Annotated in this window: 9 protein-coding genes; 6 read left to right on the top strand and 3 right to left on the bottom strand. The window is 32.4% G+C overall.

All coding sequences use genetic code 11. The features are described 5' to 3' along the window. Window positions 1-204: 204 nt before the first annotated feature. Window positions 205-2,034 (top strand): transglutaminase-like domain-containing protein, encoded by a 1,830-nt coding sequence (locus BLW23_RS11590; protein WP_093670000.1) that lies wholly within the window; start codon window positions 205-207, stop codon window positions 2,032-2,034. Then, window positions 2,000-4,024, top strand: coding sequence for a DUF3857 domain-containing protein (locus BLW23_RS11585; RefSeq protein ID WP_093669998.1), 2,025 nt, complete (start codon window positions 2,000-2,002; stop codon window positions 4,022-4,024). The genes BLW23_RS11590 and BLW23_RS11585 overlap by 35 nt, the downstream gene beginning before the upstream one ends. A gap of 270 nt (window positions 4,025-4,294) precedes the next feature. On the opposite strand, the gene BLW23_RS11580 is transcribed toward BLW23_RS11585, so the two are convergent. The 3 genes from BLW23_RS11580 to dnaE all read right to left on the bottom strand — a co-directional run bounded on the left by BLW23_RS11580 (window position 4,295) and on the right by dnaE (window position 10,379). Further along, window positions 4,295-5,551, bottom strand: a complete 1,257-nt coding sequence (locus BLW23_RS11580) for a transposase (RefSeq protein WP_093668298.1) — start codon at window positions 5,549-5,551, stop codon at window positions 4,295-4,297. 202 nt (window positions 5,552-5,753) lie between these two features. After that, a complete protein-coding gene (locus BLW23_RS11575) occupies window positions 5,754-6,038 on the bottom strand; it encodes a hypothetical protein (protein ID WP_093669996.1) in 285 nt (94 codons plus the stop codon). A gap of 6 nt (window positions 6,039-6,044) precedes the next feature. Then, a complete protein-coding gene (dnaE, locus tag BLW23_RS11570; RefSeq protein ID WP_093669994.1) occupies window positions 6,045-10,379 on the bottom strand; it encodes a DNA polymerase III subunit alpha in 4,335 nt (1,444 codons plus the stop codon). A 245-nt stretch (window positions 10,380-10,624) separates the two neighbouring features. On the opposite strand from dnaE, the gene BLW23_RS11565 reads away from it, so the two are divergent. From BLW23_RS11565 to rimM, 4 genes are all read left to right on the top strand, one after another. Beyond that, window positions 10,625-11,947 (top strand): glycoside hydrolase family 99 protein, encoded by a 1,323-nt coding sequence (locus BLW23_RS11565; RefSeq protein ID WP_093669992.1) that lies wholly within the window; start codon window positions 10,625-10,627, stop codon window positions 11,945-11,947. Window positions 11,948-12,067: 120 nt separating this feature from the next. Next, the gene (locus tag BLW23_RS11560) at window positions 12,068-12,259 is read left to right on the top strand and encodes a cold-shock protein (protein WP_093669990.1); all 192 of its coding nucleotides are present in this window, start codon (window positions 12,068-12,070) and stop codon (window positions 12,257-12,259) included. 153 nt (window positions 12,260-12,412) lie between these two features. After that, on the top strand, window positions 12,413-12,916 hold the full coding sequence (locus BLW23_RS11555) for a 30S ribosomal protein S16 (protein ID WP_093669988.1): 504 nt from the start codon (window positions 12,413-12,415) through the stop codon (window positions 12,914-12,916). Between the two features lie 17 nt (window positions 12,917-12,933). Next, entirely contained in the window at window positions 12,934-13,458 is a 525-nt protein-coding gene (rimM, locus tag BLW23_RS11550; RefSeq protein ID WP_093671760.1) for a ribosome maturation factor RimM, read from the top strand. The last annotated feature ends 388 nt before the right edge of the window (window positions 13,459-13,846 follow it).

Genomic DNA, 13,846 nt, shown 5'->3' with positions numbered 1-13,846 from the left:
ATTAAATTATTTGTATTTTTTTTAATAAAATATAAGTAATTGAAATGTATTGGTTTAATTGTTGTGAGTTTGAGTGTTAAGAAATTTTTTTCCTTTTCTTAGATATCTAAAATATTATTTAATGATGTTTTCTTTGTGAAAGAGAACTCGTAAATACTTTTTCGTACATATTTGTAATAATGCGACCTATAATTTACCTAAAGTATGAATAATTGCATTATTAAGTTACTATTGTTACTAGCCGTTTTTTATAATTTGAATGGATATTCTCAGGATATTGAATTAAAATTGAGATCGGAAAATATTGAAGTGATTGGAGATTCCTTGTTTATAAACAAAATAACAATACATATAAAAGAGAATAGTGCGCCTCGTTTTTATTCCATTTTTTATGATTCAGAACTAGAAAGGGTAGCAAATATTAAACTTTACATCAAAAAACGTAATCGCTATAAGCAGGAATATATAAAGAAAGTTTTTGAAAAAGACGCGAAACTTGATTATATCAATAGTAAAAAAATTAAATCGGTTCTAATTCCTGCCAATTCAGAAGTTAAATTGACTTATCACCTACATTGCAAAGAGTTAATGTATTTATCCAGTTTGCATTTTTTCTCGTACAATAAGATAGATACATTGAAATATCAAATAAGAGTACCTGCAAAGTATAAATTAAAATATAATACAGTTTATAAAGATTCATTGTCTTTTTTCAAAATGGACTCTACCATTTCTCATACGAACACAGTTTGGGATATAAAAGTATCACCTAAAAAGGTAAAACCGGATCCATTGCAGTTTTTTGGAATTTACAAAAATATGGAAGTCCCGTTAATGCGAACCTTAGTAGTTCCAAAATCATATGAAGATAAGGCTATTGAATATCTTAACGATTGGTACATGCAAAAACTATTGCCAGTTAATGGAATAAGTGAGTCGGTTAAACAGAAAATAGATAGTTTGACTGAAGGAATTACCGATTCCAACGAGATAGTAAAAATTATCTATGATTATGTCAGAGATAATTTTAAATACGTAGCCATTGAAGTTGGTATGGGGGCTTTCGTTCCTTCAAGTCCGAATGAGGTGTTTTCTAACAAGCAGGGAGATTGTAAGGATTTGTCAAATTTCTTATCTGAAGTTTTGAGATATAAGGGGGTCAATAGCGATATAGCGTTGGCTGCTACTTTTGATCATATTAGCGATTGTGATTTTCCTTCTTTGAGTTCTGCCAATCACGTTGTAAATATTGCTTATATCAATGGAGAGAAAATAATACTTGATCCTACAGATCCTAGCCATGTCAAAGGTATGCCTGTACAAAGTTTACAAGATCGTAGTATTTTAATTATGAATAAAGATGGAGGAATCTTCCATAAAGTTGAAAGCTTTAATCCGGATCAAAATGAGATTTATTATTCGATTAATTTGAACATGTCAAAAGGTGGTGGACCTATAGATGGTAAATTAAATATTACTTATAAAGGTTTGTCAGGTAGTTTTTTGAGATATGTTTTAAGTAGTGAGGTTGAGAAAGATTTTGAAAATTTTGGAGAGGAGTTTTATGAGGAGGTATTGGGAAAGCAAACTGTTTCGGATTTATCAATAGTTGAGAATGAACAAAGTGTGAAAATTAATGGAAATATTGAAATTAATGATAAAGCTTTTAGTGATGGGGCTAATCTATATTTCTTTATCGATTTTTTACCAAAGCTGATGGAAAGTGAAGATCGGGAAGAACTTCTGGAAGGTACTCGTTTAACAAATCCATTTCGAAAAAGGGTGCTTTCGAAAATAGTAATGGAGGAACCCATTAAAGAATTTACATCCAAAGAACATATTTTCGAAGAAGAAGGAGTGTCCTTGGAGTTGAAAATAAGATATGTAGGGAAATATGAGATCGAATGTAGTTATGATTTTATATGTAATTACGTTTTCGTTGAAAGGGGAAATATTGAATATTTAAACAAAATATTAAAATCATTCAAAAAAATTATTAATGAACCAATTGTTATCGAAAAACATAAAAACTAGTTTGCTTGTTTTTGTTGTAGGATTATTTTTATATGGATTTAAGCCTTCTTTTTATAATGATGTAAACGATTCTTTTTTATCGCTGTGCATAGAGTCTGATGCGTATTATGAATATTACTTCAATGATGTTTCATACACGAAAAACTGGAGTCGCTATAATAGAGATGTAACCATTAAGAATAAGTTGGTATTGAATACCAAAAAGGGGGTAGAAAATTATGCGTTTTTAAACCTAACAGAATATCAAAGTAATCACATAAAAAGCTTTAAAATTAGAACACTAAAATCTGATGGAACAATTATAGAACTAGACTCGAGTCTAGTATTTAAAAGAAAATCGAAAAAAGAAAAATTTGGGTCAATAAACTACCCTATTCCAGCAGTAGAACCAGGTGATACAATTGAAACAAATTATGTGTACTCTGAAAGATTGAAAGCATCTGAACTTATGAACTATGTTAATTTATATGCTGAATTACCAAGTTTAAAATCTCAATATACATTAAGAGCGAGTAGTTCTGAATTAATTGTGAGATATAAGGGGTATAATGATTTTCCAGAACCAAAAGTTGTAGCAAATGATAGTATTGTTTATGCACAGTTTGCAATGGATAGTGTTAAAGGGTATACTCAGAGTGAATTCAGTTGTTTACTATGTGAAAAACCATATCTCTATTATACTTTTGAAAGGAAAGAAAGCGATTTGAGAACATGGAAAGATGTTTACAATGGTGAATTTAATATTGTTTCTCAGCCAATGTCTCTAGATTATGACAAGTCTTCATATTATAAAAGATGGAAGCGAAGGATAATTGGAGCGGCCAAAGATAGTTCTAAGTATTATAAGTTTAATTTACTCCATTCCGAAGTTTTAAATAATTTTAAAATTGAACCGGTAAAAAGTGCTGAAATAATTAAATCAAGTGGTTATTTTTTAAAGAAAAAAAGATTTGATCCCATAAGTATAAGAAGGTTTTATAGGCAAGTCTTAGAAGATCTTGATATCGATTATTGGGCCGTATTTGCTAAATCAAAACGTTTGGGTAGTATAGACAAGTACTATATTCGAAAAGGAGAGTTCGATCATGTATTTTTTGCGATGCAAGATAAAAAGGGAGTGTTGAAGTTCTTATATCCTCATAGCGAATATTATCGATATCAGATCAATGAAATTCCAACTGATATTTACAATACTGAAGGGGTTTTAGTAAAGCCTATTTTGGAGAAAAAACTAAGAAAAAGAGATAAATTTATATCAAGAGATTTACAGTTGGCAGAAGTCGATTCTGTATCGGCTATAACCATTAATTTGCCTGGAATGGATGCAAGTAATAATTACATTCAGCAAATTGTTTTGGGAAAAGTAGATGTTCAAAATAAAGAGACAAAAATAAGGTATCGTTTTAAAACATCTGGCGGATTATCAACGGATTTGAGAAGTTTTTATCGAATGTTAGGACAAAATAAAGAGGCTAGTGATTTTTATGATGCTTTATCAAAGTTTGAGGGAGTTGATAATACGATAGAGGTTGATACAGTAATGAAGTCGAATCAGGATGCTAAAAGACCATTTGTTTACAAAGCGATGGGAGAAGGTACTCTGAATAATGTCATAACTTTTATTAATGAAAATTTGGTGAGTATTTCAATGGATAAATTGATCAGTCATAATCAGCTCGAAAATAGTTCTAATGGAAGTGATTTAAATTATTATTTGGATTATAGCTATTCTGATGATTTAATGTATTTCTTGGATTTTCCTGCTGAGATTGAGGTATTAGGCTTAGAGGATAAGAGTATTAATTTTAAGAGCGAATTCGGAGAATATAAGTTCAAATTGAAACAAAACAAAAATAATCAAGTGTTGATTTCTTCGAAATACGCGGTGCTTAAAGACAGAATTCCGAAAGAAAAGCTTTCTGAAGTTGAGTTATTAAATGAGCAGGTAAAAAAAGCGAAAAATAGGAAATTAATAATAAAGTTAAAGTAATATAAAGTATCAAGAAAGTTTTTTTCTTAACCAAACTTTTTTCCAAATTCTTTTGAGAATTTCAAACGAGGCTTTTTCAGAATAAGAAGTGAGGTTTTCGTAGGCACTTTCAGAAAACAGTCTATTTTTTAAAATACATTGAAAATAGAGGATAAAATTATATAAATTCTATCCTCTATTTCTGTTTAAAAGAGGTTTTATTGATTGAATCTCCTAAAAACGTACCTACAAGACGTAGCTCTCCCATGAAAAAAATACTAAGATTTTATTTTAGGCTATTTGTTGGTCTGTTTGAGCTATTTTTCTTCGACCAATTTCTAATGCATTTCCTGTGTGTATACCAAAGAATATCCATAGAATTTCATTCTTTTTTGTTTTGGCTTTTATTTTCCGTAGGTGATAATGTTCTTTATCCTTACCAAAAGAGCCTTCTAATCTTGTTGCTCTTTCTTTAGCAATGATAGCCCTAAGTTGCTTTTTCTCTTTATGATTTTTAGGTTTTCTACCCTTGGGGATAAAGTCTGTCTGTATGGTTTTTGAGCTACTATATGTTCTGTTTTTATTGGTAGCATAAATTTTATCTCCACCGGCTACTTTTACCTTTTTTCGAGTTAACCCTTGCGCTTTTTGAACTGTTTGTATAAAACGGTTTCCTTCGTGAAACGCATTAAAATTAATATGTTCTATAAAGCTAATTCCATCAATTTGAACTTTGTTAACTTTTGCTCCAAACTCAACAGGCTTTACTTCTTTTCCGCGAACAATAGGACGGATATAATCCTTATGAATACTTACAATTCTATCTTTGATTTTTTCTCCTGTATCAAAATGATCTTTTTGTTGTTTGTAAATTCTTTGGATTGTGTCGATTCGCTTATAATACAAGGGCTTAAACTCGATATTGTAGGCCTTGGATAATTCCTTTTCAAAATCGATAAACTTACTTAATAGCTTCAGTAAAGCTCGGGTTAATGAAGTACGTTTAGACTTGGTTTTTCTTCGCATTTTACTAAATCCTTGGTAACGTTTTTTCCACTTGTTATATCTACTTCTGATCATCTTAGTTCCTAAGATGGAGCAAGTTTTACGTAATTGATTGTACAACCAGTGAACAGATTCCCAAAGTAATTTCTGGATGGTAGGATAACGAACTTCACTTTCGTAACAAGTAGCATCCATTACGATTTGGTCGGTACTATCAATATGATTTTTCCAAGAATTAAAAAGAACTTTTTCTACTAAATTAATATCTAGTTTCTCTGCTAATTCACAACGTATTTGACTTATTATTTTATAGTTTGTTAAACGTTCAAAACCTAATTCTATATCGCAGAAAAATTGATAGTCTAAATTTGAGTTGAGTTGTTCAATCATTTTCCTATCCGAACAATTGGCATAATGCTTTAAAAACATCAAGCCAAGTCTTCCTTTAGGGCTAAAAAGATAGTTACGCCCTTTTTTTTGTTCAGTAATATTTAAAGTAGTAACCAAGTCATCCCAATCAATAGCAGAATAGATTTTGCCCAAATCTCCCTCTAAAAAACGTGTGTAATGAGCATCATAATTCTCACTGAGGGGAAAAAATTGAAATGCGGTGTTGCATTTCAGAAATTCTTCGTATTTTCATAATTACACAAATGGAAACCCCGTTTTTTACCTTTTTTGGTGATTTTCGGGGTTTATTATGAATATAAGATACAACAAAACCCTCGTAAAAACAAGGGTTTAGCTATTTTATGACAGTGCCTTCGTAAGTTTTATTAGTGATTTTTTCTTCAGAAACATCAATTCTATAAAGTAGATTTACAAAAGAAGTGAAATCGGTATTAATTAGATTTTCTATAACAATAATTAGATTTTCCTTTAGTTGAATTGGTGATTGGTCTTTTGAAAAAGTATGATCTAATCCAACTAAAGAGAAATCCTTATTTAATTGTAAGATAAGTTCTTGGTATAAGTTTCTCTCAGAAACAGTATTTAATAAATCTAAGCTATTGCTGTAATCTGAGAGCATGCTGTTTTAATTCAATTTGTAATTAATAAACTGATCGTCCAAAGATCGGAGGAATTCATTTGATATTTTTACTTTAGTTGTCCTGCTTGGTAAATTCAATTCTATTTTTTCTTCTGCATCCCAAATAGTGAAAAATAGACTCTGAGAACCTTTATTGGTAACAAATAAATGCTGTAAATCTTTAATGGACTCTTCATTAATTTTGTTTAAAGGCATGGTAATTGTAATTTTTTTACAAAGCTTATCCATGATGTCTTGTAAGAGTGTAAAATCGGTGAAAGATACTCTTGGATCTCCTTTTACACCTTCTTTGTTTGTCCATCCTGGTTTTACCATTGTTTTTACAAATACGAACGAATTGGGAACTAAAAAATGCTTGTGACGTAAATATTCTTCTCCAAAAATTCGGAATTCAAAGCTATCCCCATAATCTTCAACGATGAAAGAAGCCCATCCTTTTCCCATTTTAGATACTCGGTGCTGTACATCTGTAACAATACCAGCAAAACTTAAAGCCATACCTTCATATTTCCCTAAGTCTTTATAATAATTTAAGGCTGCATTACAGAATTTGAGTTCATTTTTAAAATCGTCAAGTGGGTGTGCTGAAATATACATTCCAATTACTTCCTTTTCCTTAGCAAGAAGTTCCATGGTTCCCCATGTATCACAAAGAGGAATTGTTGGTTCTGGTAATTCTACAGCTGACGCTTCACCAAATAATGAAACTTGAGACGAGTTTTTGTTTTCTTGGTATTTATTTCCAAAGCGCAAGGCTTTTTCTAGAAAGGTTTGATTTTTCTCGTCTAGCGCAAAGTATTGAGCTCTATGAGCACTGGTAAATGAATCAAAACCTCCAGCTAAAATGAGTCCTTCAAATGCTTTTTTATTCGCTACCCTTAAATCGACACGTTTAGAAACATCAAAAATGGAAGTGAAATTACCATTTTCTTTTCGTTCATTAATAATTGCCTTTACAGCGGACCCTCCAACTCCTTTAATAGCTGCCATACCAAAACGTACAGCGCCTTCTTCGTTTACAGAAAACTTAGAGAAAGATTCGTTAACATCAGGACCCAATACTTCAAGCCCCATACGTTTACATTCTTCCATAAAGAATGAAACTTGTTTAATGTCATTCATGTTATTAGAAAGAACGGCAGCCATATATTCAGCAGGATAATGAGCTTTTAAATAAGCTGTTTGATAGGCAACCCAAGCATAACAGGTAGAGTGCGATTTGTTAAAGGCATAAGAAGCAAAGGCTTCCCAGTCTTTCCATATTTTTTCTAACTTTGTTTCATCATGACCATTGGCAGCAGCTTGTTTTACAAATTTAGGCTTCATTTTTTCAAGAACCGCAATTTGCTTTTTACCCATTGCTTTACGAAGTACATCGGCCTCACCTTTGGTAAAATCAGCTAGCTTTTGTGATAAAAGCATTACTTGCTCCTGATAAACGGTAATACCATAGGTTTCTGCTAAATATTCTTCCATAGCTGGAAGATCATATTCAATCGGTTCATCACCATGTTTCCTCCTAATAAAAGAAGGGATATACTCTAATGGCCCTGGACGATACAAGGCATTCATTGCAATTAAATCGGCAAAAACAGTAGGCTTTAATTCGCGCATGTATTTTTGCATACCAGGAGATTCATATTGGAATATTCCAACAGTTTCACCTCTTTGGAAGAGTTCGTATGTTTTTACATCATCAATAGGGAATTCCTCTGGTTCGAGATCTACATCATGACGAGCTTTTACAATTTTAACGGTATCCTTAATAAGAGTTAATGTTTTTAACCCTAAGAAATCCATTTTAAGTAATCCAGCGTCCTCAACAACAGAGTTATCAAACTGAGTTACATACATGTCGGAGTCCTTTGCTACTGAAACAGGAACGAAGTTTGTAATGTCATCGGGAGTAATAATTACCCCACAAGCGTGAATTCCAGTGTTTCTTACAGATCCTTCAAGAATAACAGCTTGACTGATAGTTTCTGACTCCAATCCATTTCCTTGAGCAATATTTCGAAGTTCATCAACACATTCTTTTTCTTCAGAACGAAGCCCAGCAATTTTACCTCTACTTTTATCATCATCACCAAAAATGTTTTTCAGCTTTACCCCTGGAATTAATTTTGAAATTCTATCTGCCTCAAATAAAGGTAAATCTAAAACACGAGCGGTATCACGAATAGATGATTTAGCAGCCATGGTTCCATAGGTAATTATCTGAGCTACCTGATTGGCTCCATACTTATCAATTACATAATCCATTACACGGCCTCTCCCTTCATCATCAAAATCAATATCAATATCGGGCATCGATACACGCTCAGGATTTAAGAAACGCTCAAAAAGTAGGTCATATTTAATCGGATCAATATTGGTAATTGTTAAACAGTAGGCTACAGCAGATCCTGCAGCAGAACCACGTCCTGGCCCTACAGAAACGCCCATCACTCGGGCGGCTTTAATGAAATCTTGTACAATTAAAAAGTACCCAGGATATCCAGTATTTGCAATTACTTCTAGTTCAAAGTCTAAACGTTCTCTAATACTATCGGTAATCTCTTCATATCGTTCTTCAGCACCTTCATAGGTTAATGCTCGTAAATAGTTGTTCTCTCCTCGCTTTCCTCCATCTCCTTTATCAGCTTCATCTTGATACTCTTCAGGAATATCAAAAGCGGGTAAGAGTACATCCCTTGCCAAAGTATATTCTTCAACTTTATCAACAATTTCTTGAATATTGATAATTGTCTCAGGAATGTCTGCGAAGAGTTTTTTCATCTCTTCAGATGACTTGAAATAATATTCTTCGTTAGGTAGTCCATATCGATATCCTCGACCTCTACCTTTTGGTGTAGCCTGTTTTTCACCATCTTTTACACATAATAAAATATCATGTGCATTGGCATCTTCTTTCTCTAAATAATAGGTGTTATTAGTGGCAATAATTTTAACCTCATGTTTTTTGGCAAATTCTAAAAGCGTTTTGTTTACTGCTTTTTCATCTTCTTGCCCATGACGCATTAATTCTATATATAGGTCATCCCCAAACTGTTCTTTCCACCATATTAAAGCTTCTTCTGCTTGTTTTTCTCCAACATTTAAAATCTTACCAGGAACCTCTCCATATAAATTTCCAGTTAAAACAATAATGTCTTCTTTGTATCGCTTTATAATCTCTTTGTCTATTCTCGGAACATAGTAGAAACCATCAACATAAGCAATAGAAGCCATTTTGGCCAAGTTATGATAGCCATTTTTGTTTTTCGCAAGAAGAACAACTTGGTACCCATTATCTTTTTTTGATTTATCAGTATGATTTTCACAAACGAAAAATTCACAGCCAACAATGGGTTTGATAGGGGTGTCAGCAGACTTGTTATGATTCAATACTTCTCTAACGAAGTGAAAGGCTGCCATCATATTTCCACTATCCGTAAGAGCTATTGCAGACATCCCATCTTTTGCTGCTGCCTTTACAATACTACCAATTTGAATTGTAGATTGTAAAACTGAGTATTGAGTATGATTGTGTAAATGAGCAAATTTTACATCTTCTAAGGTAGCTAAACCTTCAGAGGTGTCATGAGTAGAAAAATCAGTAGATTCTGAAGATTTTCTTTTACGTATTTTATCACTTTCCTTTTTTAAATTTAGATGCTTTAAACCAATGACTTTAATTGTCATCGGATTGTTTTCTGAATATTTTTCAAAATAGTCTTCAGTTACATCTAACTGTTCTTGGGTGTATTGACGAAGTCTTATTAATTCAAGAAAACACCTTGTAGTGGCCTCAACATCGGCGGTTGCATTGTGCGCCTCACCAAAACCTACACCGAAAAGAAAATTGTGTAATTCGGTAAGGGTAGGTAATTTAAATCTACCTCCTCTACCTCCGGGTATTTTACAAAGCCCAGCCGTATGCTCGGTACAGGTGTCCAAAACGGGAAGTTCGGTAAGATTGTTCTCAACTCCTAATCTATGGAATTCACATCCCATTATATTAACATCGAAACCAACATTTTGACCTACGATAAACTTTGTTTTCTTAAGAGCTTCATTGAATAAATCTAAACCTTCAGCAAGAGTAATACCTTGTTCGGCTGCTAAATCTGTTGATATACCATGAATACGTTCAGCATCGAAAGGAATATTAAATCCATCAGGTTGAATAAGAAAATCGCTGTGCTCAATTAAATTACCCATGTTGTCATGTAACTGCCAAGCAATTTGGATAGCTCTTGGCCAGTTATTTGTGTCGGTAATTGGAGCATTCCAACTCTTTGGTAATCCGGTTGTTTCAGTGTCAAAAATTAAGTACATTCTCCGTTTTTTTTCTATTTGAAGCTTTATCCCAAGTAAGCATGTAAAAATACGAAGAATTTATGGTTCATTTTAAGGTTGTATAATCAGTTTATTAACAGAAAGGAGATTTTTATATAGAGAGCGTTTTATCTATACTTATTGTTGTTTAGTGGTTGTTTATTAGGGGTTTAAAGAATTGTTCTATTCAGTTTTAAATAAGTTTTTAATTTACATACGTTTTTAACCTTAATCCCCCCAGAAATATGAAAAGTATTAGCAATAGGCTAATTCTGTTGATGCTGCTATGCATCGCTGTAAGCTGTTCAGAAGATGTGACAACCGAACAAATCGATCAAGAAGTAGATATTGAAGATATCGAAAACCTTTACAAAGAATTGTTAGAAGCTCCAGATGAAAATACCATAGGCGATATGGTAAAAAGAAATCCCAAAAAATTATATGTTCATTATATGCCATGGTTTCATACCAAGGAGTATGATGGTTATTGGGGGCAACATTGGACAATGACCAATAAAAATCCTGATAATTATAATGAATTAGGCAATAGAGAAATAGGTTCTCATTACTACCCGTTGGTAGGTCCTTATTCTTCGCAAGATCCAGATTTGCAAAAATATCATTTACTTCTGATGAAATTGGCTGGAATTGACGGTGTTATTTTTGATTGGTATGGAAGTAGAGATATTAATGACTATTTATCAATTAAAAAAAATACGGAATCTTTTATTGAAGAAATTGAAGAAGTTGGATTGGAGTTCGCTATTATGTACGAAGATCGTGTTGCGGAATATACAATGGCAAAAGTGAGTGATGCTAAAAGAAGAACGGCAGCGGGAATGGAAGCTGTTGCCAATGATATTAAATATATTGAAGACACCTATTTTACAAGTGAGAATTATATAAGGCATAATGGAGCGGAAATGTTGTTTGTTTTTGGCCCTCATTTTATGGTGTCTTCAGAACAATGGAATGAAGTGTTTTCGAATATTGGAAGTCAACCTGAAGTTTTTACACTATGGAAAGCGAGTGATCGAGTTGGTAAAATGTCAGGAGGAGAGTTTAGTTGGGTAGATAAGGATCATATGGAAACATTAAAAGGTTATTACAACTATGCTCGTGAAAATGAAGTAACCACAATTGGAGGTGTATACCCCGGTTTTCATGATTTTTATGTTGAAGGAGGTTGGAGAGAATCAAATGAAAATGATTGGATGATTCCTCACAATAATGGAGAGACTCTTAGCGAAACGCTCAGTCTTATGGATAATGAGCCTGTTGAGTTTATTCAATTGATTACTTGGAATGACTTTGGAGAAGGTACTATGTTGGAGCCTACGGAAGAGTTTGGATTCAATTATTTGAAAGAATTGCAAGCTTATACTAAAGTTTCTTATACAGAAGAAACGCTCGAGTTACCTTATCAATATTATAAGTTAAAGAAGAAATATAGGAGTCATAGAAGGCTGAACAGAGTGCTAAATGGAGTTTATAAATTTATTTTTAAGTCGAAAACGAAGAAAGCGAGCAAATTATTGAAAAGAATTCAGAAAAGATTTACTATCTAATCTTCCATGTTTCTTGTGTTTATGTTGTTGGTAATGAATTATTTGAAAATAATTAAAAAAAAATTAATGTTACTCAAAAATTAAGCGTAAATTGCGGCTTTAATTTTTAACATATTTATAATGAAAGAAGGAACGGTAAAGTTCTTTAATGAATCTAAAGGTTTTGGATTCATCACAGAGTCAGGATCAAACAAAGAACATTTTGTACACGTATCTGGATTAATCGACGAAGTTCGTGAAGGAGATACAGTTGAGTTTGAACTTAAAGAAGGAAAAAAAGGATTAAACGCTGTTAGCGTTAGAGTAATTTAATATATAAATACTTTTAATTTTTTTAAGCATCTGTTTTACAGATGCTTTTTTCTTTTAAAAAAGAAAGTTTATGAGTAAGTAAGTTAAAAATATTTTATAAATTTGCACACTCAAAATTAATAACAAGGTACGTGTACCTGAAAAATTAAAATTATGCCTGTAAAAATTAGATTACAAAGACACGGTAAAAAAGGGAAACCATTTTATTGGGTAGTAGCTGCGGATTCAAGATCAAAGAGAGACGGACGTTTCTTAGAAAAACTTGGTACGTACAACCCTAATACGAATCCTGCAACTATTGATATAGATGTAGATGGTGCCGTAAAGTGGTTACAAAATGGAGCACAACCAACTGATACTGCAAGAGCAATTTTATCTTATAAAGGAGCTATGCTTAAAAATCACTTGGCTGGTGGAGTAAGAAAAGGTGCTTTAACTGAAGAGCAGGCTGAGGCGAAGTTTACAGCTTGGTTAGATGAAAAAGCTGGTAAAGTTACCGGGAAAACTGAAGGTTTAGAAAAGGCTAAAGAAGAAGCAAAAGCTAAAGCTTTGGAAGCTGAAAAATCTGTAAACGAAGCACGTATCGCTGCAAAGGCTCCTGTAGCTGATGATGAAGATACAGCTGGAGAGAATGCTAATTCTGATAGTGAAGAATAAAAATTCTTAATACGATGATGCAAAAAGAAGACTGCTTTTATCTTGGCAGAATCGTAAAAAAACATAGTTTTAAAGGTGAAGTCGTAATCAAGTTAGATACGGACGAACCTGAACTTTATGGAAATTTGGAATCAGTTTTTGTCGATTTAGGCAATAATCTGGTTCCTTTTTTTATTGAAAAATCCTCTTTAAGTAGAGGTACAATGCTTCGATTAAAGTTTGAAGGTGTTGATAGTGAAGAGGATGCTGATGCTATACAAAAAGCAGGGGTATTCTTGTCATTAGATTTTCTTCCTAAACTTACAGGTGATAAATTTTATTATCATGAGGTAGTTGGTTTCAATATAAAAGATACCTCATTTGGAATTGTTGGGACGATTAAGGAAATTAATGATTCATCAGCGCAACCACTTTTCGTAATAGATAGAGAAGGAAAAGAAGTTTTTATCCCAATGATTGACGATTTTATTAAGAAAGTTGATCGTGAAAATCAAATAATTGAAGTTACTACACCTGAAGGATTGATCGATTTGTATTTATAAGTTTTTAGGAAAAATTTAAGGGGAAAAAAGAAGAAACGAACTCTAAATCTTTTTGGTTCTGGTTACATCGGTAATCTGATAATTAACTCCGTTAAAGTTCTTCTTAATTAAAACACTCTCGAGCCAGTACATTGACCCTCTATAAAATAAAGGGAGTACTAAGAATTTTTCTTGTTTAATTTTGCTAATACGTGAGAGTTTCTGTTTCGATAATGCTAATCTCATTTGGTTTGTAGTTGGTTTATATTGGTAATACTTCTATAAGGGATAGAGCTACAAATGTATATTATTTAGTACATTTTAAAAAACAGAATATTAAAAAAGAGTATTTTTTTTAATTAGAATTATCTATAAAATTCAGTGCGTTTTAAATGTTGTTGATTGACAG

Source organism: Tenacibaculum sp. MAR_2009_124 (assembly GCF_900105455.1).
GTDB lineage: Bacteria > Bacteroidota > Bacteroidia > Flavobacteriales > Flavobacteriaceae > Polaribacter.
This window is presented reverse-complemented; position numbering and strand designations above follow the sequence as displayed.

Bases quoted from the DNA above. Each gene is read 5' to 3' on its own strand.
- dnaE (WP_093669994.1), bottom strand. From the start codon at position 10,379: ATGTACTTAATTTTTGACACTGAAACAACCGGATTACCAAAGAGTTGG.
- BLW23_RS11575 (WP_093669996.1), bottom strand. From the start codon at position 6,038: ATGCTCTCAGATTACAGCAATAGCTTAGATTTATTAAATACTGTTTCT.
- BLW23_RS11565 (WP_093669992.1), top strand. From the start codon at position 10,625: ATGAAAAGTATTAGCAATAGGCTAATTCTGTTGATGCTGCTATGCATC.
- BLW23_RS11585 (WP_093669998.1), top strand. From the start codon at position 2,000: ATGAACCAATTGTTATCGAAAAACATAAAAACTAGTTTGCTTGTTTTT.
- BLW23_RS11560 (WP_093669990.1), top strand. From the start codon at position 12,068: ATGAAAGAAGGAACGGTAAAGTTCTTTAATGAATCTAAAGGTTTTGGA.
- rimM (WP_093671760.1), top strand. From the start codon at position 12,934: ATGCAAAAAGAAGACTGCTTTTATCTTGGCAGAATCGTAAAAAAACAT.
- BLW23_RS11555 (WP_093669988.1), top strand. From the start codon at position 12,413: ATGCCTGTAAAAATTAGATTACAAAGACACGGTAAAAAAGGGAAACCA.
- BLW23_RS11590 (WP_093670000.1), top strand. From the start codon at position 205: ATGAATAATTGCATTATTAAGTTACTATTGTTACTAGCCGTTTTTTAT.